Origin of the sequence: Brevibacillus antibioticus (genome assembly GCF_005217615.1) — a bacterium.
Lineage (GTDB): Bacteria > Bacillota > Bacilli > Brevibacillales > Brevibacillaceae > Brevibacillus > Brevibacillus antibioticus.
Genome location: NZ_SZNK01000001.1, coordinates 1052486 through 1072444, shown reverse-complemented (window position 1 = coordinate 1072444; position 19959 = coordinate 1052486). Strand labels below are relative to the sequence as shown.

The window sequence follows — 19959 nt, the reverse complement described above, 5'->3', positions numbered from 1 at the left end:
TGGCCGTATCTTTCTGAAAATCTTCAAGAATGGGACCACACCGTGCCAGATAGATGTAATTACAGTTTACTCCTGATTAGTGATTTTCCACTGATCGACTACGGACAAGACAAATACAATTCGGATTTTGTCATCTCGGTCCTAATTCCAAACTATGTCGCCGTTTTACGTAATATCGCTGGAGAGGTTTGCTACCACTCTGGTAATCATCATGCGGAATACATAAAAAATTGCTCACCATCACTCCATGAATGTCCAATCGTAGCAACTGCGCACTTGTGCTCGGTCACCCTTGACCTCACTGCTTTCTCTTCAATTCATTCAGTAGTTCAATGATTCGTTGGGTTTGATCCACTTGCGTTACGATGTTCTGGTTCAGCCTCCGAATCGCGTCATAGATTGCAAAAAGTCCTGCCAACAGTAGAAAAGCAAACAACAATTCCATGCCGCTTTTACCTCCCTACGATTATCCTTGTACAAAAAAGACCCGCGATTAAATGCGAGTCTTTTCTCATGCTGTATTGTTTCTTCTTAAGCAAATTGAGCTACTTCTGATAGACAGAAATATACTCTTTTTGCACGTGATCTGCTAACCAAACCAGTTCATTTCCATGGTAAAACTTCACACCATCTTGCCAAGCTTGCCTCGCATCGATTCGCAAAAGTACGGGATGATCGTCTCGTCTTTTCCCAACCTGCTGTGCTGTTTGGACGTCTTCAGACAGATGCACATACTGCCTTCCTTTTGGAACAAGCCCACTAGCCAAAATAGAATCGAGGAATCTTTGCGGCGTGCCATGAAAAAGATGCGCAGGTGGTTCTTTTTCTTCCTTTTGGATCTTTTGCGTCACTGAATGTCCATAGAGGGCGCGAATTTTGCCTTGATTGATCTCATGGCGCTTTTTTTCTGATAACGCAATCATCGTATGTAAATCTTCTTCGGTAACCGCACGCCACTTGCGCTGTTCATGAAGTGACAAAAGCAATTGCTTGATAGGTACCCATCCTTGTTCGTCTAGCTCCAGCTCATATTCATGGGGGGCATGACGAAGGGCATAGGACAGTTCTTTACTCAATTTTTGATAATCCATACACTCATCTCCCCTTACAGGTCATAACCACTTGTTTACGCAAAAAAGTAACCGAGACTCACTATAGCAGCAATCAATAGGTGAACGATGAAATTTCCTGTTAGTCGAACCCATAGCTGTTGGCTTTTCATCGTCCAAAATCCATAGAGGAGAGCAACGATCAGGTAAGCCAGAACAGAAACGAAAAACACAGGACTGCTCTCCTTACTAGGCCATTTCTTTTCTTATGTTAGCAATTAGCTTGTCAGCATTGTTTTCATCGTTATCAAACATAACTAGGTCTTGCAATTCAATCCCTTCCACGGATTGAATTGCTGTGGACATAGAATCGGCCAGTTGCTGCATATCAGCTTTGTCTGCTACTTCAACATCTAGAACCAGTACAAGTTTTTTCTTCATGGTGAAAATCCTCGCTTTACGATAAGTATGGGTAGTACGATCGAGCCATATCATCCCCATTATACATAATAATCCGGTATACATCGACAACGGGTACTAACAGCTTTACAAAAACATTCTACTTATTACTTTGATGCGTGCCCCAGTTTCAGTGCCTGCTGATCTTATTTAGCTGCAAATGAACAGTAGCTTCATTCTTCCTCCTCATCCAAATCTTCAAACTTCCATTCCTCTGGTACCGGAAAATAAGCGTCATACTCTTTCCTGGCATCTTCGCTCATTTCCTCTAGCCATGGCCAATAATGCATAACATAGTCCTCACCAAAGCCCATCCGCCAAAACAAACTATACGGATGCTCTTCTGGAAACTCAATCCATGGCGGCAAATAGAAATGCGGTTGATACCCATCCAAGCTTTCACGTACTTCCATCCATAATCTTCCTAGTACGTTTGGATCGTTACTTGTACGATCGATTAAGTCTGCATCCCCAGTAGAGAGCAGAATTTCACGAATGACAGGGTACTGTTCTACTTTTGCTTGCAATGCCTTGCTTATGATCTCTTTTTCTAAGGTTGTCCCGAAAACTTTCTTGGCTTGCAGATAGTGTTCCAAGGTTGACCATAGTTCCCCTTCCAACTCTATTGGATGACTGGAGAAATTGGAGAAGCAGCCATAAGGCTTATCTGGTCGATCGAAGTGAATTTCGAGAGGTTGCTGTATATGTTTTCGGATATGATCCTGCATAGATATTTGTACCTCCCTATCTATCGTAACGATTCCATCGTGACTAACTGACAATCCATGCCTTCTGTAAATACTTCCGAAATATCTCATCCAGCTTGTGTGTTGGGTCCTCCAGATCATTTGTATATTGGCTTATCAGTGCAGTTAGACGGTCTAATTGAGTCTCAATAAAATGGTGAAGCTCTTCGATTCTTGGCTCCCAATTCAACTCATCCCCAGCTATTTTTCTTTGGAGCAGCTCAGAAATTTTACCTTTTAACGTAGAATCGGTTATCAGCTCTGTAACTAACTGATGAAATCCGATGGGGGGATTCGTATGATACGTTTCGATCCAGATGCATGCGAGGATCGGGCGTAATACATAAAAGTATTTTTTGATTTTGACTTGCTCGCCTTGTAGATAGTCCCGAAAATTCCCTTTTGCCATACTGAGGTAATGATGCAAGGAAGCCTTTTGCGAAAATACTTCCTCTTGCAACCTTACCAGTTCATCTCGAAAGCCAATTGTATCGAGATAAACAATATCTGACACAAGCCATTCTTGTAAGGGCGGATTCGATTTTCGAAATAGCTTGAGCGCTTTTCGAATATCCCAGCCGTTTATATCTAAGAGGTCATTGATCGGTACTTCCACAACATCCCGTTTATCGTCAATGGACAAATACCATTCCGGTTTCTTCACATAAACAAAGCGTACATCATAATCGCTATCTTTGGATGGAAATCCCCATGCCCGGCTTCCTGACTCAACAGCGAACAATACTTTCAAATCATGCGCTTGTTCGATTTCTTTTAACTTTTCCAAGATAATCTCTCTCAAGAATCTTTCCTCCTCCATTAAAAATAACAGGGTTTCCTTTCTCTTGGAAAAAAACTCGCTGAACCAATTAAGATTCAGCGAGTTTCTTGTCATCCATTATTTTACCGTTACATCGATTTCCACTTCATAGCCTTTGTATTCAGCTGTAATAGTGGCCTTACCTTTCTTTTTACCTTTTACCGAACCGCTGCTGGATACTGTAGCTATGGAAGATTTATTGGACTTCCATTTGGCTTTAGAGCTGCTAAGGTCATCGCCATCATAGGTGAGTTTGATCTTTTCGGAGTCGCCCTTTTTGATGGTAATGCTTGTGTCATCTGCTTCCAGCTTGCTTGAGCCTTTGCTGCCAACTTCTACTTCAATTTCAACTTTTTCGCCTTTATACGTAGCTGTAATGGTAGCTGTACCTTTAGCTTTTGCTGTAATTGTACCACTGCTGCTAACGGTTGCTACGGAAGATTTAGAAGTTTTCCAAGTTGCTTTTGAACCGTTGAGTGAACTGCCATCGTATTTCAGACGAATCGTTTCTTTCGCGCCTTTTTTCAAGGTAATGCTTGTATCGCTTGCTTCCAGCATGTCTGAGGAAGTATTATCTACTTTTACCTCAATTTCTACCTTGTAGCCTTTGTATTCTGCTGTAATCGTAGCGGTACCTCTGCCTTGGGCTGTAATCACACCAATGCTATTTACAGTTGCTACGGATGAATTAGATGTTCTCCAAGTTGCACTGGAAAGAGAAATTCTTTCATTATCGAATTTGAGCATTACAAAGTCTTGCTGCCCTTTTTTCATGGAGATTTTTGTTTGTTCTGCTTCAAGTCTACCAGAGGAGATATCTACTTTTACTTCAATTTCAACTTTTTCGCCTTTATACGTAGCTGTAATGGTAGCCGTACCGGTTCCTTTTGCTGTAATCACACCATTATCTACGGTAGCTACAGAAGATCTGTTGGTTCTCCATGTTGCTTTCGAACCGCTGATTGTATCACCATCGTACGTCAGCTTAACAGTTTGTTTGTCGCCTTTGTTCAAAGAAATGCTGGTATCATCTGCTTCCAGTTTACCAGAACTGTCTGTATCTACATAAATATCAATCTCTACTTCGTATCCTTTGTATTTTGCCGTGATCGTTGCTGTACCTTTGCCTTTTGCGGTAACGACACCAGAATCGCTCACGGTTGCCACAGAGGACTTTGAAGTTTTCCAGGTTGCTTTGGAACCAGTAAGTTTATCATCGTCATATGTCAACTTAATTGTTTCTTTATCGCCTTTTCCCATTTTCAGCTGGGTAACATCTGATTCCAGCTTACCATCTGAATTTCCGCCTTCAACATCAACGCGGATTTCTACCTCTTGGTCTTTGTAGTTAGCAGTAATGACTGTGCTGCCTTGGCCTATACCTTTAATGTCACCATCGTCAACAGTTGCAACTGTTTTATCCGCGGTTTTCCAAGTCGCTTTTGATCCAGGGATACTGTTGCCCGCAAATTTCAAACTAACGTTTGTCTTTTTACCTTTTTTAACAGAAACCTCTGTTTTCGTTGCTTCGAGAATCTGTGCCCTGTCAACAGTCACTCTAACTGTAGCTCGATAACCGTTGTATTTAGCAGTAACAACCGTCATTCCTGCTTTCTTACCGTACACAACCCCATTGCTGACAGTAGCGATGCTGGAGTTGCCAATTTCCCAATCAACCAATGCGTTATCAATAGGGCTGCCATTATAAGTAAGGCGAATGGTTTCTGTATCCCCAATCGTGACGTTCACTGAGCCTTCGCTTGCTATCAAACCAGTAGTGCTTGCTACCAAGCTATAAACTTGAACTGGTTGTGGTGTCGCAACTTGTGCAGAAGCAATGCCTGTAACGGAGAACTGAACAGTACAAATAGTTGCTACTGCTAAGGAGACGTTTTTCATTAAACTGTTCTTAATCTTTTTCATGTTTTTTACCTCCAAATTATTTCCTATACTTATATTGACGAATGAGATGGAAAAATGTCACACCAAATCAGCTGTTTTTTTGAAAAATATTTGTTTTTCTTTTAAACAATTGTTGATATCCCGGATTCAAAAGCAAAAGTGGCACTAATAATGGACTTGTCTGTACGAATCGATCCGTTTCATCAAAAAAAATGCTTCCCAGCTTTTGAGCCGGAAAGCGGATATTGATGCTTGGAGGAGTTTCATCGCGTCGAGTACAGTACATAGTACGCTGGCTCTGCGACTGATGCTGTAGACGTATCCCCAATATATTCGTGGTCAAGAGCCCGTTTTTCTTAGAAAGCACTCTCATAGTGCTCAATGACTGGCTTCATATAGTCTCCACCTTGCGTTGATGTACCCGTATAAATCGCGACGACATCAAAACGAAAGGCTGGGATAGGCTGAGAGGTTTTTTGCAAGTATTCAATGGCAAGCTCACGCAGCTTTTGTTTCTTCTTCCAAGTAATGGACTCGCCCGCTGTTCCAAAAAATTGGCTGCTCCTCGTTCGAACCTCAATGAAAACCAAGCAATTTCCGTCTAGAGCAATCAAGTCCATTTCCCCACGTTTTGTTCGAACATTTCGATCGACAATGCGGAAACCCTTGTTTACTAAATATCCTTCAGCAAGCTGTTCTCCTCTTTGACCAAGAAGACGGCGGCGATCGCTCATGATTTGATTCCTCCGCCTTTATCGATGCGATAGACAAAAGCAAGGATTTCTGCCACTACTTGATACAGCTCCGGAGGAATTTGTTGATCCAAATCCAGCTTGCCCAAAACTTCTACAAGTGATGGGTCCTCTTGTACCGGTATATCATGCTCCTTTGCTGTCTTCAGTATATTGTCAGCCACGTACCCCTTGCCTTTTGCCACAATCCTTGGGGCTTCCATGGTACCCGCCTGGTATTTTAGTGCAACGGCCTGTTTGCGTTTTTGCTCTGAAGAGGATGGCGGCTTCATGCGCGAAGGTCAACCCCTTTATAGTCAGCCAGGATGGGGCCTTTGGTTTGGATCGGACTTGTTGACTTCCCGCGCTCGGCCGGGACTGGCTGGACACGCATAGCCGATAGATGGTAACCAACGTCCTGTAATTGGTCAGCAAAACGATCCTTGGACCCTTGAATGAGTGCGTCCACCCATGGCGTATCGTTAAATATTTGCAGGTTAACGATTCGATTAACGATACTTACATCAATCATGGTTGTCCCCATACTTTGGAGTTCCAAATGAAAGAATAGGCGGCAGTTCTCCGGATCAAGCTGTCCAGAGCCTTTCTTTTTCGATTCAATTTGGACGAAAGCCGTCTCATCCCCCTCACCTTGGCGAATCGGAATTTGCATGACGATTTGAGTCAGCGCTTGGTTAGAGGGCTGTACCATCATCAACTGTTGTCCGGTCACTTGTTGCAGCAGTTGATCTGCTGCTTCACGCAAGGCGGTTGGAAGTGCCTGAGCTGGCGCTTGACTGATTTGAAGTAAGAGGGATTTGACCGTATCCATCTGCTTTAATGAATGCGAATCGTTTACCCCCTGTGAAAATGCTTGTCCCATCAATTCTCTCTCGTGGGTTACGCCTAAATGGCGAAACAATTCAGCAATCGGGTTAGCAGCTGTGGCTCCATTCGCTGCACCAGATGCTTGAGACACCATTTGTGGGATGACTTTTTGCCCCGCGTCGTTCACTACCGCCCTTTGCTCTGCCATCTTCTTGTTTTGGACCGGGTCCTGATTCATCTGTAATGACGGAGAAGTAAGCATTGGCTCGTTTCGAGCAATTTTCGAATCGATGCTTGGACCACTGGTCTGGTTAGTCATCGACTGATTGCTCTTTCCGGTCATGGCGTTTTGCTGCGAGTCTACCTGTTTACCAGCGGTGTTTGGTGCAGGCACTGTCTCAGTAGAAACCGTTGAAGCAACTGCTTGTGATGGCGTTGATATGTTACTGAAAGCCTGCATTGATGGTTGGGGAGATGTCTGCACTTGCGAAGAAGGCTGACCGCCCTGCGCAGACAGCGGCTGTGTCTGGCTTCCCCCAGTCGCGTTCTGCGAAGCTCCTTGATTTGACTGATTCCCTTGTGACATTTGTTTGACTGCTAGTCCCTCATCTGTACCATCGTTGCCCGTGATAAGGAAAGAGAGTCCTGTCAACTTTTCTTTTAACTGACTAACAAGCTGTTTGACATCTCCCGTTGCTGCATTTGCTTGTCCGGGTGCTTGCTGTGATTGGCTTTGAGGAACTTGACCCGTCGTCTGTGAAGGCTGGCCCTCTCCTTCTAAAAAGAGCGAGGCTTGCTGCAGCAGGTTTTGTATGAGCTGTCCCATCGGCTTGTCCGATAAAAAAGCTTTGAGCCCTGCGATTGTATCGGGAGTCAGTGGCAAATTTCGTTTCATGGCAGTCATGAATGCCTCAATAGTGGCATTGTCTACGCCTAATCGCTGTGCAACGGCTGAAAAAGCTTGTATGGTTTCCTTATTCACAGGAAGATTGGCACCAAGCAGCGCTTGCATGATCGCTTTGTTCTCTTTTGTATCAGCAATCCCTAGTGACCGCATTAGCCCTTCTAGAGATGCGTCTTTGCCAGCTCCTTCCCCGACGCTTTCCAAAACCTTCAACGTGACGACACCTGCTGATGGCTGGACTTGCAGCCAAGCTTTTTGGCCCGGTTCCAGACTTGCTTCCATTTTAGCCTGAACCTGCATTCCCCCTACTTGTACGAGCGCCATATTGTCCGGGTAATGCTTGATTACCGTGCCTTTAAACACTTGTCCGGGAGTAAGCTCAACCGGCTTCGGAGCGGATATGGGTGCTTTTTGCACGAATGATTGAATAAGTTGCGACGGGGAAAACATGCAGATCCTCCTCCTGTAGGCAGTATGTTGCTAGCACTTTTTATGCGTGTTCTTTAACGCCAGTGAATGTCTTGCGATGAATCGCCGTAGGTCCAAATCGAGCGATTGCTGCCAGATGCTCAGGGGTGCCGTAGCCCGCGTGCTTTTCAAAGCCATAGGCTGGGTATTGTTCGGCATACTGGGCCATCAATCGATCACGGGTGACCTTCGCTACAATCGATGCAGCTGCAATTGAAACGCTCTTGGCATCTCCTCCGATAATCGGCACCTGCTCACAACTCATTCCGGTTAGCTGCACGGCGTCAATCAGTAATACATCTGGAGCACTACCTGCCTGCTGGATTGCCAGCTTCATCGCCTCTTTTGTAGCAGCTAATATATTGATCGTATCGATTCTTGCTGCATCGACGATTCCGATTCCCACAGCAAGTGCATCTCTTTGAATAATTTCGCAAAAAGCCTCCCGAGTGGATACGGGTATCTTCTTCGAGTCATTCAGGCCTGGCAAGTAAAAATCCTTGGGCAGACACACAGCACATGCAACAACTGGACCAGCCAATGGACCTCTTCCAACCTCATCAACCCCGAATACGTATTGATGCCCCTTATCAAACATGGCTTTCTCATAGACGGTCATGTCATTCCACATCTGTGCGAGCTTTTCTTGACGTGCAATCGATGCTTCCGCCTGCTTCGCCAAAGCCTGTACACCCGCTCTTTTATCGTCTTTCAGCAATTGTAAAAAATCTTTGGGTACCTCGTCCAACTTTTCCATCGTCACTCGTATTTCTTTTATCGACATTTCCGCTAGATTCATTGACTCATTTCTCCTTACCGATCCTCATAGTAAAAACCTGCCTACCGTATATGTCGATAGACAGGTTTTTGATGGCTGGAACGTTTATTCTGGAAAAGATACTGGCTTACCAATCGGTTCGTCCATTTCCCAGTCAATCGGGCGTTCGACAGAGATCGTTCCCAGCTTACCGGAACGCAGCTCACGCAGGAAAATTTCTGCTGCCTTGTCATAGTCGATATTTCCGCCAGAAACGAGGCATCCGCGCTTCTTCCCGATTTCTTCGAGCATTTCTACTCGATCCTCAGGCAATTCTTTTAGCTTGAAGCGTTCGATCAGGCGTTCCGGATAGTAATGCATCATGTAGCTGATAACAAATAATGCTACCTCCGTAAAATCGATGAGCTCGTCTTTAATTGCACCACTTGCCGCCAATCGCAGACCTACCATCTGATCTTCAAATTTCGGCCAAAGAATACCAGGCGTATCGAGAAGCTCCAGTGTATCGCCCATTTTTACCCATTGTTGCGCCTTGGTTACTGCCGGACGATCACCTGTTGCCGCTACGGAGCGCTTGGACAAGCGGTTAATGAGGGAAGACTTGCCGACATTAGGGATTCCCAAGATCATGATGCGGATGGCACGACCTTGCATCCCACGCTCACTGCGCTTTGCCAGCATGTCAGCAGCTAGCTCCTTACACATTTCTGGCAGCTTGCTGACACCTTTTCCACTCAGAGCATCAATCGGCAATGTGCGAATGCCTTCCTTGCGAAAATAAGCGATCCACTCATCTGTTGCCCGTTCATCCGCCAAATCTGCTTTGTTCAGTAATATCAAACGTGGTTTATCACTGACAATCTCGTCAATCATCGGATTACGGCTGGAAAGCGGCAGACGTGCATCGAGAAGCTCGATGACTACATCAATTAATTTCAGCTTTTCCGTTACTTGACGACGTGCTTTAGCCATATGGCCAGGAAACCATTGGATCGTCATGATGTCTCACCTACCTTGAAGCTTTGCATTATCTTATTAAGCGAATTCCTTCAACCGGCCAAAAAGTAAATTCAGCTCTACCAACAACCGTACTGACGGTAACAGGACCGATGGCTCTGCTGTCATGACTGTTCAACCTGTTGTCGCCCATCACAAAGATATGGTCTGCTGGTATTTGCACCGGGGGAAAATCGCGGGTTAAAAACGGCTCTCCCTGCTGCTTCGCTTGTTCTTTTAATTGTGCAAGATACGGTTCCTCTACCACTTTGCCATTGACCAGCAGTTGATCGCTTTTGACCTCTACTGTATCACCCTCAACAGCAATGACCCTCTTGATGTAATCCCGCTCCTTTTCAGCATGGAACACGATGATTTCACCAGGTTTCGGATCTTGCAAAAAGTAAATCGCCTTGTTCACAACTAATTTTTCGCTGTTATGTAGTGTACTTTCCATGGATTCGCCTTCTACAATAAACGGGGCGAACAAAAAGGTACGAATAAGAAACGCCAAGACTAAAGCGATCCCAAGTGCCTTTATCCATTCCCATAGTTCATTTTTCTTCTTATGACTGGAGGTAATTTCTTCGCTCATGACTTACGATCCTCCCATGAAAGCTCGTCCAACCTTAGCTGTAACATATGTCAAGATGAACTATTTTATTTCAAGATCGTGAAATGGAAAAAAGAGGCCTGGCAAGCAGGCCAGTCCTCTTTCTAAGCTTTACGCTTATCGACGAATTTCTTTAATACGAGCTGCTTTACCTACGCGATCGCGCAGATAGTACAGTTTCGCACGACGTACTTTACCATGACGCACGATTTCGATCTTGTCGATCTTAGGCGTGTGTACTGGGAATGTACGCTCAACACCTACGCCGTAAGAAATCTTACGAGCAGTAAATGTTTCGCTGACACCTGTACCGCGACGGCGAATGCATACGCCTTCGAACAGCTGGATACGCTCACGCTGACCCTCGATAACCTTAACGTGTACACGAACAGTGTCACCAGGTCGGAACGCAGGAATGTCCTGTTTCAATTGCGCTTTTTCCAGTTCACGGATAATTTGGTTCATTTGAATTTCCTCCTTCCGATAGACGTTCTTACTCGTCTAACCCGTAGGTCCAGCCGCTTAGGCTGCGTTACGAGTAGCGGACCGCCTTAGTCAGCGGGCAAAATTGCCACAAGAAGTATATTAACACAGTGGGCACAAAACTACAAGACTCTGCTTCCTATTTGTTCCCTACTTTTTTTCTTGTTCCAATTCAGCCAATAGCTTTTTCATTTCATCTGTCAGCTCGAGCTTTTCCAACAAATCTGGACGCCGTGCTTTTGTTCGCCGCAGCGATTCTTTTAACCGCCAGATTTCGATATTGGCGTGGTGACCTGACAACAGTATGTCTGGTACTTTCCAACCGCGAAAATCAGCTGGTCTTGTGTAATGAGGGTATTCGAGCAATCCTGTTGAAAAGGAATCCTCAACGGCTGACGTCTGGTTTCCCAACGCTCCTGGTTGCAAACGAACGACACTGTCAATGACCACCATCGCCGCAAGCTCTCCCCCTGTCAGAACGTAGTCACCAATGGAAATCTCATCCGTGACGAGATGCTCCCGAATTCGCTCGTCGTACCCTTCATAATGACCGCAAATGAAGACAAGATGTTCTTCTTGCGCTAACTCTTCTGCAAGCTTCTGATGGTAAGGCACACCCTGTGGGCACATCAGAATCACTCGCGGTTTTTTCTCTCCTGTCAAGGCTTCTACGGCCCGGAATAACGGCTCAGGCTTCAAAACCATTCCTCCGCCACCGCCATAAGGGGTGTCATCTACCGTACCGTGCTTGCTCTCAGAGAAATCGCGAAAATTGGTGACGTGAAAATCAACCAGTTCTTTTTCGCTTGCCTTTCCCAAAATGCTGCTGGATAAAACACCTGTAAACATTTCGGGAAAGAGCGTGAAAATATCGATCCGCATCTGAAGTTCCTCCTACAGCAAGCCTTCCATCAGATGGCAGACCACACGTTTGTTCGCGATGTCCACTTCCTTGATGCATTCATCGATATACGGCAGCAAGATTTCTCCTCGTTTTCCCTTCACTACCCACACATCGTTTGCTCCTGGCTGCATGACATCCACGATTTTCCCCAGTTCTTCGCCCTCATCGGTTACTACGACGCAGCCGACGAGCTGATGAATGTAGAACTCGTCCTCTTCTAATTCCATCAGCGCTTCCTCTGGAATTTTCAGCTCTCCGCCTTTGTACTTTTCGATATCGTTAATATGCTCATAGCCTTGAAAGCTCACAATCTCAAAATTTTTATGCGAGCGGCGAGAAACGATTTTCAATTTTAGCGGCTCACTGAGTGTCGGATGGAACAAGTACAGCTCATTTCCTTTGCGAAAACGCTGATCTGGAAAGTCAGTCGTTGGTGTTACACGTACTTCACCACGCAGCCCATGCGTATTAACCAGTTTGCCTACTCCGTAAAAGCTATTTTGGCTCAACGTGTTCATTCCTCCTTTTCTTTGTTCCCATTTTTCGTTTGTAGCCGAATCTCATGTACCAGGCCATCTTTTATCATGATTTCCGTTCCGGACATCATTTCATCCCAGACATCGCCCTCTTGAATCGAGACAGGGCTTTGAACAGTCTGGTAATCGATCTCGCTACCCTCTGGGAGATTTTCTACCTGCTGGAGGGTATATGTCAGGTGATCTATCTTTTCCTTGCGTCGCCGCTCTTCCTGCGCTATTTTTTCCTGCGCCAACGCATATGTATCCGCAGACTTTTTCTTCGCCTCGGTTAAAAGCTTTTTCGATTGAAACTGCCACTGCTCCCACTCTTTACGCTGCAAACGAAGTCGTTGGCTATACTGATCAATGAGAGCAGCCCGTGATGCTTCCGTAATGATCAGTTTAACCTGTACCGTCCGAAATATAGTAAGCACCTTCGCCACTCCTTTCGGAAAAACCATCATGGTTTATGAGCATCTTGGATATTAGAAAAAAGACTGGGAAAGCTCCCAGCCTTTTCTCATACAATTTCAACCGTGACACGCTTGTCCGTTTCCACGGATGCGGCGATCACGACCGTGCGCAGGGCTTTCGCGATTCGACCTTGCTTGCCAATAATCTTCCCCATATCATCAGGGTGTACCGACAATTCAAAGACGAGAGTTCGCTCTTTGTCCACTGCGTTAACACGAACCTCATTCGGATGATCGACGAGAGCTTTAGCGATCGTTTCGACCAGCGCTTTCATCATCAAACCTCCAGATGACCGACTTACTTGCCGTATTTGGTTTCGTGCACTTTAGCCATAACGCCTTCTTTGGAGAGAAGGTTACGAACGGTATCAGTTGGAGCTGCACCATTCAGGATCCATTGTACCGCTTTGTCGGTATCAATTTTCACCACTGCCGGTTGAGCAACCGGATTGTAGTAACCGATTTCTTCAATGAAACGGCCATCGCGTGGGGAACGGGAGTCAGCTACTACTACACGGTAGAAAGGAGCTTTCTTGGAACCCATACGCTTCAGACGGATTTTTACTGCCATGTTGTGTCACCTCCTGTATTAATCAACGCTAGAAGAGCATCTGCGTTGGTGTTACTATATCTGAACCATCGCGTCCAGCTGACAAGTCAGTGTCGCGAGAGATCATGCCTACTTACTTGAACGGTGGCTTGAAGTTAAAAGGGAAGTTCATCCCGCCCTGGTTGTTGCCTCCGCCTTTACCCATGAAAGGTAATCCGAAGCCTTTTTTCTTCGACTTCTTGACCATCTTGTCAGCAGCGCCTGAGAATTGCTTCATCATCTTTTTCATTTCCTCGAACTGCTTGAGGAAACGATTGACTTCTTGAATACTCGTTCCGCTTCCGCTTGCGATGCGCTTGCGACGGCTAGCATTCAATAAATCAGGATTAGCGCGCTCTTGTTTGGTCATGGATTTGGCGATCGCTTCAACACGGGCAATCTGCTTCTCATCCACGTTCATTTTGCCCTTCATCTTGTTCATTCCTGGCAGCATGCCGAGAATGTCTTCAAAAGGACCCAGGTTGCGAAGCTGCTGCATGGAATCCAGGAACATATCGAAGGTAAACTCACCTTGACGCATTTGGCGTTCCATATCGCGTGCTTTGTCTTCATCCACGGATGCCTGTGCTTTTTCAATCAGGCTGAGGACGTCCCCCATACCCAAAATACGGGAAGCCATACGATCCGGATGGAACGGTTCGAGCGCATCCAGCTTTTCACCCATCGCCGCGAATTTGATCGGCTTGCCAGTGACAGCTTTGACGGACAGTGCCGCACCGCCTCGAGTATCACCGTCGAGCTTCGTGAGAACCACACCAGTCAATTCGAGCTGGCTGTTAAAGCTCTCTGCTACGTTGACGGCATCTTGACCTGTCATCGCGTCCACGACGAGCAAAATCTCATCGGGCTTGGTTACCTCGCGAATCTGCTTCAACTCGTCCATCAGCGCTTCGTCAATATGCAGGCGACCTGCGGTATCGATGAGGACTACGTCGAGATGATTCGTCTTCGCGTGTTCAATCGCTTGGCGAGCGATATCGACAGGACTGACTTGATCACCGAGTGTGAAGACAGGGACATTGAGCTGATCCCCTAAAACCTGAAGCTGCTTGATCGCAGCAGGACGGTAAATGTCTCCCGCTACCAGAAGTGGCTTGCGGTTTTGCTTTTGCAAGTACTTGGCCAGCTTACCGGTTGTGGTCGTTTTACCTGCCCCTTGCAGACCTGCCATCATGATGACGGTCGGCGGTCGGTGCGCCATCGTGAGCTGAGCGACGTTTCCGCCCATCAGAGCGACCAGCTCTTCATTCACGATCTTGATCACCATTTGACCAGGCGTCAGGCTTTTCATAACTTCCTGACCGACTGCGCGCTCCTTGACACGAGCAACGAAGTCTTTTACTACTTTAAAGTTAACGTCTGCTTCCAGCAGGGCCAGACGTACTTCACGCATCGCTTCACTCACGATGGTCTCGTCTATTTTCCCTCTGCCGCGCAGTTTGTCAAACGCGTTTTGCAGCCGATTGGCTAAGCTCTCAAACGCCATGCGAGCCCTCCTAATCCATCTCTGACAGTTGGTGGAGCAAAGTGTTCAGCTCGTCTCTTGTCTCGCTCTCCGACAGCTCATTTACAAGCTCGTTCATTCGATTCAACACGGCCATGCGCTTTTCATGACGCTCAGCGAGGCGAAGCTTCTGATCGTATTCGAACAGTTGCTTCTCTGCCCGCTTGATATGATCATAAACAGCTTGGCGGCTGACCTCATGCATCTCGGCAATTTCTCCGAGCGATAAATCGTCCAGATAGTACAGCTCAAGATATTCTTGCTGCTTGCCCTTGAGTAGCGGCGCGTAAAAGTCAAACAAGAGATTGACTTGATTGGTCTTTTCTAACATGAAACCAATCCTTTGCTATGAGGTACTCGTTTCAAACTGTAAAGACTTTTTCTTTACAGCACGTAGATTATAGTACCTAATTCCACACCTAGTGTCAAGGTTTTTTATTGACATCATTTTTTTATCTTGGAAACACTATGTTTTTACGCGTTTTCCTGCTCTTCCGTTTCATCTTTTTGGATCAATCCAGCAAACAGCGCATGAACAAATTGCTCAGGATCAAACTGCTGCAAGTCATCCATTCTTTCACCCAAGCCGACGTATTTCACCGGAATGTTCAGCTCGTTGCGAATCGCAATGACGATACCGCCCTTTGCTGTACCATCCAGCTTGGTCAGGACTAAGCCTGTTACTCCAGCAGACTGCCCAAACGTTTTCGCCTGCGAGAGTGCATTTTGCCCAGTCGTAGCGTCCAAAACTAGCAAGACCTCGTGCGGAGCTCCTGGCAATTCGCGTTGCAATACGCGGTGAACCTTCGCCAGCTCTTCCATGAGATTGACTTTGTTTTGCAAGCGACCTGCAGTATCGCACAACAGGACATCGACCTGTCGGGATTTGGCTGCCTGAATCGCATCGTAGATCACTGCAGCTGGATCAGAGCCTTGCTGCTGCTTGATTACGTCAACTCCAACACGCTCTCCCCAAACCTCCAGCTGTTCAATCGCTGCTGCACGGAACGTGTCACCTGCTGCCAGGAGCACTTTTTTATTTTGCTGTTTGAACATATGCGCCATTTTACCGATCGTAGTTGTTTTCCCTACGCCGTTTACTCCTACGAACAAAATGACATTTAGACGACCGTCCTCTACATTCAGAGTCGTATCGGCAGCATCATCATTTTTCAAAAGGGCAACCAGTTTTTCCGAGAGAATGGGCTGCAGGTCGATCGCATTCTCGATTTTTTGTTTGCGCACCTCTGTCCGCAAGTCGTCAATGAGCTCCATTACGGTATTAACGCCCACATCGGACGTAATCAAAATTTCCTCTAGTTCATCAAAAAAGTCATCGTCGATCTTTTTGTAGCGACGTACCAGATCCTCTACTTTTTCTACTAGCAGGTCTCTCGTTTTAGCCAAACCATCCGTAAACTTCTGGGTGACCTCTTCGGACTTATGGACAATAGCATCACGAAGGCGTTTGAAAAAACTCATGATCATCTTCCTTTGCGGGTAATATCAATTGATTGGCAAATCCGTTTTAAGAGGCAGATTCGATAAACTTGTCACTGTCCTCCAGCTTCACGGAGACGAGTTTGGACACGCCGCCCTCCTGCATCGTAATACCATATAGCACGTCTGCGCTCTCCATCGTGCCTTTTCTGTGCGTGACGCAAATAAACTGCGTCTGGTTGCTAAAATAGTGCATGTACTCGGCGAAACGGTTAACGTTTGCCTCATCCAAAGCGGCCTCTACCTCATCTAATACACAGAATGGCACTGGCTTCACACGCAGGATGGCAAATAGCAAGGCCATTGCAGTCAAAGCACGTTCGCCCCCGGACAAGAGCGCAAGATTTTGCAGCTTCTTGCCAGGTGGCTGTGCCACGATATCGATGCCCGTCTCAAGCAGGTTATCTGGGTTGGAGAGTACAAGATCTGCACGTCCTCCTCCAAACAGTTGGACAAACACGTCGCGGAACTGCTCCGAGATCGCATCAAATGTTTCTTTGAAGCGGCGCGACATCTCTGCGTCCATTTCTTGGATCACTTGATAGAGCATGTCTTTGGCTTCATTCAAATCAGCTTCCTGCGAGCTTAAGAACTGCTGACGCTCGGACAGGCGCTCATACTCCTCAATCGCGCCAAGATTCACAGTGCCAAGTGCCCCAATTTGCTTTTTGAGACGATTGACCACTTGTGTCTCTTCCTGAATCTCGCCACGTGCCGGATATTTTTGCTTCGCCAGATCGTAGCTCATTTCGTATTCTTCGGAGAGTTTATTCAACAGATGATCGAGCTCTACCTCGTTGCGGTTGACTTTTACTTCTTCCTGATGAAGCTTTTCCTCGAGCGATTTGACCTCACGGCGGATTTCCTTCACCTGCTGTTCCACTTGCTCCTGTTTGTAAAAGAGAGTTGCCCGCTCACTTCGCCGCTCTTGAATCAAGCCGGCTACACGGTCTTTATCCTGGCGCAATTCGCTAATGCGCTGATCCAGCTCAAGCCCGGACGATTCGTTTGTACGCTCCAGCTCATCAAGAGATGCCAAGTTCGCGTTTTGTTCTTCCCACTCGCGCTGCAATTGGCTTTTTTGCTCCAACAAACGTTCTGTTTGCTCCAAGCGTGATTGATACTCTTGCTTGACCTGCGCATTCAGTACTTTGAGGCTTGTTATTTTTTGATTCATTTCTTCTTTGGATTCGAGCTGCTCTTGACGCTTCGCCTCTGCTTCTGCGATTTGCGCTCCGAGCTCTTTTTCCTCTTGCTCCATGGCAGTCAAAGACGCTTGCAGCTGCTCTTGCTTTCGTTTGGCTTCTTCCATCTCGCGGCGATAGCCTTCAATATCTTGTTCAACGAGCTTTGCTCGCTCGCCCAAGGATCTGCCTTCCGATTCTTTTTGCTGCAAGAGCCCTTTTACTTCCTGTTCTTTCAGTCGCAGACTTTCGCCTTCGGTACGCAGAGCTTCTTGCTCCTGCTGCATTTGCGCCAGTTCCTTCGTCAGCTGCTCCATAAGGGTAGTATGCCCAGAAATTGCCTGGTCGATTTCTACCAGCTGCGCTTCCAGCTCTTCTGATTGACGGTTGCGTCCAAGCAGGTTCGTGCTGTTCTTTTTCAAGGCCCCCCCTGTCATGGAACCACCAGCATTCACGATATCGCCTTCCAGCGTCACGACGCGATAGCGGTAGCCAAGCGTACGGGCCACACGGTTTGCCTGCTCCAGCTTTTCCGTAATAATGACGTTGCCCAATAAACCTTCAAGGATGGGGCGGTACGCTTCCTCAAAGGTCACGAGCTCACTCGCGATTCCAACGACTCCACTCTCCGCCTCAAGCTGGCGCTTGTCGCTTGCCTGCAAGGTGCGCGGACGAATGACATCGAGTGGTAGAAATGTCGCCCTACCCGCATTGTGCTGCTTCAAGTGAGCAATGGCTGCACGACCGGATGCTTCGTCGTCCACGACGACGTTTTGCAGGGCGCCGCCCAATGCGACTTCCATCGCTGTCTCGTATTGCTGTGGTACGACAACGAGCTCAGCGACCGCTCCATGGATCCCTTTGAAGCCCCGCTCGCGTGCTTTCAAAATTTCTTTTACCCCTTGCTGAAACCCTGCGAACTCCGACTGCATTTCTTTTAACAAGTCAAAACGCGACTTCGCTGCTTCCCGCTTTTGTTCCCAGTGGCGCAACTCTCGGCGGGCTGTTTCAAGCCGGGCTTGTCCTTCGGGCATGCCCTCGACTAGCTCTTTGTATCTGACGCCGGTTTCTTGAATGGTAGAAACGATCTTCTCCAGCTGATCTTGGAGTTGGCTCAACTGAGCTAGTCGCTGCTCTTCTTCATCATCAAGCTGTTTTTTCCCAGACAATTGGCGTTCGACTCTAGCCTCGCTTGTCTTGAGAAGCTGCTCCTGATGGCGATTTTCGTTCCGCAGATTCGCCATTTCGTTGAGCTTTTCGAAGTAATCACTCTTCAAACGCTCTACATCATCCGTCAGTGATTGCACCATGGAAAAAAATTGACCTTCTGCTTCTTGCAGCGAAGCGTGGGCTTCGGTCATTCGGCGATCTGCTTCCTTGGCCCGCTCTTGTTCTTCTGCCAGTTCTGCCTCAAGCCCGTGCTGCTTCTCGGTAATCCGATGCATCTGCTCCATCGTCTGCTGGCGATTGGCATTGAGATTGCGCATACGCTCCCGCAATACCTCACGTTGTCCTTCGACTTTCTCGGTCTCTTCACTGACTGTCAAAAGTACTTGTTGCAGTTCTTCGATAGATTGGTCGATTTGGGTGACATGAAAACGCGCTTGCTCCAATTCAGCTTCTTGCTTGGATGCTTCGGTCGTTTGTCCGATTAACAGGTGCTTGAGTTCCTCTACGCGTCCTGTAGCTGCCTCCCACTTCGTATGAGCGACTTCAATTTGCTGCACGTAAAGAGCCACTTCATGCTCAACCAACTGGCAATGAAGCTCCTTGTACGTCTTTGCAGTCTCTGCCTGCTCCTGCAAAGGTCCGATCTGCTCCGTAATTTCACTGACGATATCGTGAATCCGAACCAGATTTTGCTCGGTGTCATCGAGTTTTTTCTCAGCCTCGCGCTTGCGTGTTTTGTATTTGACGATTCCGGCTGCTTCTTCAAATATTCCACGGCGATCCTCGGACTTGGTACTGAGAATTTCCTCAATTTTTCCTTGACCGATAATCGAATACGCTTCTTTACCCAGCCCGGTATCCATGAACAGCTCCATGATGTCTTTTAGACGGCAGGATCTGTTGTTTATGTAGTACTCACTGTCACCAGAACGATACACTCTGCGGGTAACGGACACCTCCGAATATTCCACATCGAGCGAACGATCTGTATTGTCCAAGGTGAGTGTCACTTCTGCGAAATTCACTGGCTTGCGCTTGTCACTGCCCGCGAAAATAATGTCTTCCATTTTCGCTCCACGCAACGACTTCGCGCTCTGTTCCCCCAGCACCCAGCGGATCGAATCAGAAACGTTACTTTTCCCACTTCCATTCGGTCCCACTACCGCTGTTACCCCTGGTACAAATTCCAATTCCGTGCGATCGGCAAAGGATTTGAATCCAGCCAGCTCCAGGCGTTTTAAATACATACGTACGGTCCTCCTTAAGAAACCATCCAAGACTGCCTGCCAAATGGACAGACTTACAAACATGCAAGGATC

Annotated in this window: 23 protein-coding genes; all 23 read right to left on the bottom strand. The window is 46.9% G+C overall.

Going from position 1 to position 19959, the window contains the following annotated elements; genetic code table 11:
* Positions 1 to 298: 298 nt before the first annotated feature.
* A complete protein-coding gene (locus tag E8L90_RS30130) occupies positions 299 to 445 on the bottom strand; it encodes a hypothetical protein (protein WP_167497584.1) in 147 nt (48 codons plus the stop codon).
* A gap of 100 nt (positions 446 to 545) precedes the next feature.
* Positions 546 to 1091, bottom strand: a complete 546-nt coding sequence (locus tag E8L90_RS05370) for an RNA 2'-phosphotransferase (RefSeq protein ID WP_137028318.1) — start codon at positions 1089 to 1091, stop codon at positions 546 to 548.
* 35 nt (positions 1092 to 1126) lie between these two features.
* Positions 1127 to 1282: a hypothetical protein gene (locus E8L90_RS30125; protein WP_167497583.1), complete on the bottom strand. Its 156-nt coding sequence runs from the start codon at positions 1280 to 1282 to the stop codon at positions 1127 to 1129.
* 16 nt (positions 1283 to 1298) lie between these two features.
* A complete protein-coding gene (locus tag E8L90_RS05365; RefSeq protein ID WP_137028317.1) occupies positions 1299 to 1490 on the bottom strand; it encodes a hypothetical protein in 192 nt (63 codons plus the stop codon).
* A gap of 191 nt (positions 1491 to 1681) precedes the next feature.
* The gene (locus E8L90_RS05360) at positions 1682 to 2236 is read right to left on the bottom strand and encodes an NADAR family protein (protein ID WP_137028316.1); all 555 of its coding nucleotides are present in this window, start codon (positions 2234 to 2236) and stop codon (positions 1682 to 1684) included.
* A 43-nt stretch (positions 2237 to 2279) separates the two neighbouring features.
* On the bottom strand, positions 2280 to 3056 hold the full coding sequence (locus E8L90_RS05355) for a nucleotidyltransferase domain-containing protein (RefSeq protein WP_137028315.1): 777 nt from the start codon (positions 3054 to 3056) through the stop codon (positions 2280 to 2282).
* A 96-nt stretch (positions 3057 to 3152) separates the two neighbouring features.
* Positions 3153 to 4997, bottom strand: coding sequence for an Ig-like domain-containing protein (locus E8L90_RS05350; protein WP_137028314.1), 1845 nt, complete (start codon positions 4995 to 4997; stop codon positions 3153 to 3155).
* A 335-nt stretch (positions 4998 to 5332) separates the two neighbouring features.
* Complete coding sequence (locus E8L90_RS05345; protein WP_137028313.1) at positions 5333 to 5710, bottom strand: YraN family protein; 378 nt, start codon at positions 5708 to 5710, stop codon at positions 5333 to 5335.
* A complete protein-coding gene (locus tag E8L90_RS05340) occupies positions 5707 to 6000 on the bottom strand; it encodes an EscU/YscU/HrcU family type III secretion system export apparatus switch protein (protein ID WP_137028312.1) in 294 nt (97 codons plus the stop codon). The genes E8L90_RS05345 and E8L90_RS05340 overlap by 4 nt, the downstream gene beginning before the upstream one ends.
* Positions 5997 to 7889, bottom strand: a complete 1893-nt coding sequence (locus tag E8L90_RS05335; RefSeq protein WP_137028311.1) for a hypothetical protein — start codon at positions 7887 to 7889, stop codon at positions 5997 to 5999. The genes E8L90_RS05340 and E8L90_RS05335 overlap by 4 nt, the downstream gene beginning before the upstream one ends.
* 40 nt (positions 7890 to 7929) lie before the next feature.
* The gene (locus E8L90_RS05330; protein ID WP_137028310.1) at positions 7930 to 8706 is read right to left on the bottom strand and encodes a ribonuclease HII; all 777 of its coding nucleotides are present in this window, start codon (positions 8704 to 8706) and stop codon (positions 7930 to 7932) included.
* An 84-nt stretch (positions 8707 to 8790) separates the two neighbouring features.
* Complete coding sequence (ylqF, locus tag E8L90_RS05325) at positions 8791 to 9684, bottom strand: ribosome biogenesis GTPase YlqF (RefSeq protein WP_137028309.1); 894 nt, start codon at positions 9682 to 9684, stop codon at positions 8791 to 8793.
* 28 nt (positions 9685 to 9712) lie between these two features.
* Complete coding sequence (lepB, locus tag E8L90_RS05320) at positions 9713 to 10276, bottom strand: signal peptidase I (protein ID WP_137028308.1); 564 nt, start codon at positions 10274 to 10276, stop codon at positions 9713 to 9715.
* Positions 10277 to 10411: 135 nt separating this feature from the next.
* Complete coding sequence (rplS, locus tag E8L90_RS05315; protein ID WP_007719703.1) at positions 10412 to 10759, bottom strand: 50S ribosomal protein L19; 348 nt, start codon at positions 10757 to 10759, stop codon at positions 10412 to 10414.
* A 168-nt stretch (positions 10760 to 10927) separates the two neighbouring features.
* The gene (trmD, locus tag E8L90_RS05310; protein WP_137028307.1) at positions 10928 to 11659 is read right to left on the bottom strand and encodes a tRNA (guanosine(37)-N1)-methyltransferase TrmD; all 732 of its coding nucleotides are present in this window, start codon (positions 11657 to 11659) and stop codon (positions 10928 to 10930) included.
* 12 nt (positions 11660 to 11671) lie between these two features.
* On the bottom strand, positions 11672 to 12199 hold the full coding sequence (gene rimM, locus E8L90_RS05305; RefSeq protein WP_017249366.1) for a ribosome maturation factor RimM: 528 nt from the start codon (positions 12197 to 12199) through the stop codon (positions 11672 to 11674).
* On the bottom strand, positions 12196 to 12633 hold the full coding sequence (locus E8L90_RS05300; RefSeq protein ID WP_137028306.1) for a YlqD family protein: 438 nt from the start codon (positions 12631 to 12633) through the stop codon (positions 12196 to 12198). Before E8L90_RS05300 ends, rimM begins: the two co-directional genes overlap by 4 nt.
* Positions 12634 to 12719: 86 nt before the next feature.
* Positions 12720 to 12947, bottom strand: a complete 228-nt coding sequence (locus tag E8L90_RS05295; protein ID WP_007719711.1) for a KH domain-containing protein — start codon at positions 12945 to 12947, stop codon at positions 12720 to 12722.
* Between the two features lie 23 nt (positions 12948 to 12970).
* Complete coding sequence (gene rpsP, locus E8L90_RS05290) at positions 12971 to 13243, bottom strand: 30S ribosomal protein S16 (RefSeq protein WP_007719713.1); 273 nt, start codon at positions 13241 to 13243, stop codon at positions 12971 to 12973.
* 112 nt (positions 13244 to 13355) lie between these two features.
* Positions 13356 to 14768: a signal recognition particle protein gene (ffh, locus tag E8L90_RS05285; protein ID WP_137028305.1), complete on the bottom strand. Its 1413-nt coding sequence runs from the start codon at positions 14766 to 14768 to the stop codon at positions 13356 to 13358.
* 10 nt (positions 14769 to 14778) lie between these two features.
* Complete coding sequence (locus E8L90_RS05280) at positions 14779 to 15117, bottom strand: putative DNA-binding protein (RefSeq protein ID WP_137028304.1); 339 nt, start codon at positions 15115 to 15117, stop codon at positions 14779 to 14781.
* Positions 15118 to 15260: 143 nt separating this feature from the next.
* The gene (gene ftsY / locus E8L90_RS05275) at positions 15261 to 16268 is read right to left on the bottom strand and encodes a signal recognition particle-docking protein FtsY (protein ID WP_137028303.1); all 1008 of its coding nucleotides are present in this window, start codon (positions 16266 to 16268) and stop codon (positions 15261 to 15263) included.
* A 46-nt stretch (positions 16269 to 16314) separates the two neighbouring features.
* Positions 16315 to 19887: a chromosome segregation protein SMC gene (gene smc / locus E8L90_RS05270; RefSeq protein ID WP_137028302.1), complete on the bottom strand. Its 3573-nt coding sequence runs from the start codon at positions 19885 to 19887 to the stop codon at positions 16315 to 16317.
* Between the last annotated feature and the right edge of the window lie 72 nt (positions 19888 to 19959).

Bases quoted from the DNA above. Each gene is read 5' to 3' on its own strand.
- E8L90_RS05330 (WP_137028310.1), bottom strand. From the start codon at position 8,706: ATGAATCTAGCGGAAATGTCGATAAAAGAAATACGAGTGACGATGGAA.
- E8L90_RS05280 (WP_137028304.1), bottom strand. From the start codon at position 15,117: ATGTTAGAAAAGACCAATCAAGTCAATCTCTTGTTTGACTTTTACGCG.
- E8L90_RS05295 (WP_007719711.1), bottom strand. From the start codon at position 12,947: ATGAAAGCGCTGGTCGAAACGATCGCTAAAGCTCTCGTCGATCATCCG.
- E8L90_RS05335 (WP_137028311.1), bottom strand. From the start codon at position 7,889: ATGTTTTCCCCGTCGCAACTTATTCAATCATTCGTGCAAAAAGCACCC.
- E8L90_RS05340 (WP_137028312.1), bottom strand. From the start codon at position 6,000: ATGAAGCCGCCATCCTCTTCAGAGCAAAAACGCAAACAGGCCGTTGCA.
- smc (WP_137028302.1), bottom strand. From the start codon at position 19,887: ATGTATTTAAAACGCCTGGAGCTGGCTGGATTCAAATCCTTTGCCGAT.
- rplS (WP_007719703.1), bottom strand. From the start codon at position 10,759: ATGAACCAAATTATCCGTGAACTGGAAAAAGCGCAATTGAAACAGGAC.
- ffh (WP_137028305.1), bottom strand. From the start codon at position 14,768: ATGGCGTTTGAGAGCTTAGCCAATCGGCTGCAAAACGCGTTTGACAAA.
- lepB (WP_137028308.1), bottom strand. From the start codon at position 10,276: ATGAGCGAAGAAATTACCTCCAGTCATAAGAAGAAAAATGAACTATGG.
- E8L90_RS05345 (WP_137028313.1), bottom strand. From the start codon at position 5,710: ATGAGCGATCGCCGCCGTCTTCTTGGTCAAAGAGGAGAACAGCTTGCT.
- E8L90_RS05360 (WP_137028316.1), bottom strand. From the start codon at position 2,236: ATGCAGGATCATATCCGAAAACATATACAGCAACCTCTCGAAATTCAC.
- rimM (WP_017249366.1), bottom strand. From the start codon at position 12,199: ATGAACACGTTGAGCCAAAATAGCTTTTACGGAGTAGGCAAACTGGTT.
- rpsP (WP_007719713.1), bottom strand. From the start codon at position 13,243: ATGGCAGTAAAAATCCGTCTGAAGCGTATGGGTTCCAAGAAAGCTCCT.
- E8L90_RS05365 (WP_137028317.1), bottom strand. From the start codon at position 1,490: ATGAAGAAAAAACTTGTACTGGTTCTAGATGTTGAAGTAGCAGACAAA.
- ylqF (WP_137028309.1), bottom strand. From the start codon at position 9,684: ATGACGATCCAATGGTTTCCTGGCCATATGGCTAAAGCACGTCGTCAA.
- E8L90_RS05350 (WP_137028314.1), bottom strand. From the start codon at position 4,997: ATGAAAAAGATTAAGAACAGTTTAATGAAAAACGTCTCCTTAGCAGTA.
- ftsY (WP_137028303.1), bottom strand. From the start codon at position 16,268: ATGAGTTTTTTCAAACGCCTTCGTGATGCTATTGTCCATAAGTCCGAA.
- E8L90_RS30130 (WP_167497584.1), bottom strand. From the start codon at position 445: ATGGAATTGTTGTTTGCTTTTCTACTGTTGGCAGGACTTTTTGCAATC.
- E8L90_RS05370 (WP_137028318.1), bottom strand. From the start codon at position 1,091: ATGGATTATCAAAAATTGAGTAAAGAACTGTCCTATGCCCTTCGTCAT.
- trmD (WP_137028307.1), bottom strand. From the start codon at position 11,659: ATGCGGATCGATATTTTCACGCTCTTTCCCGAAATGTTTACAGGTGTT.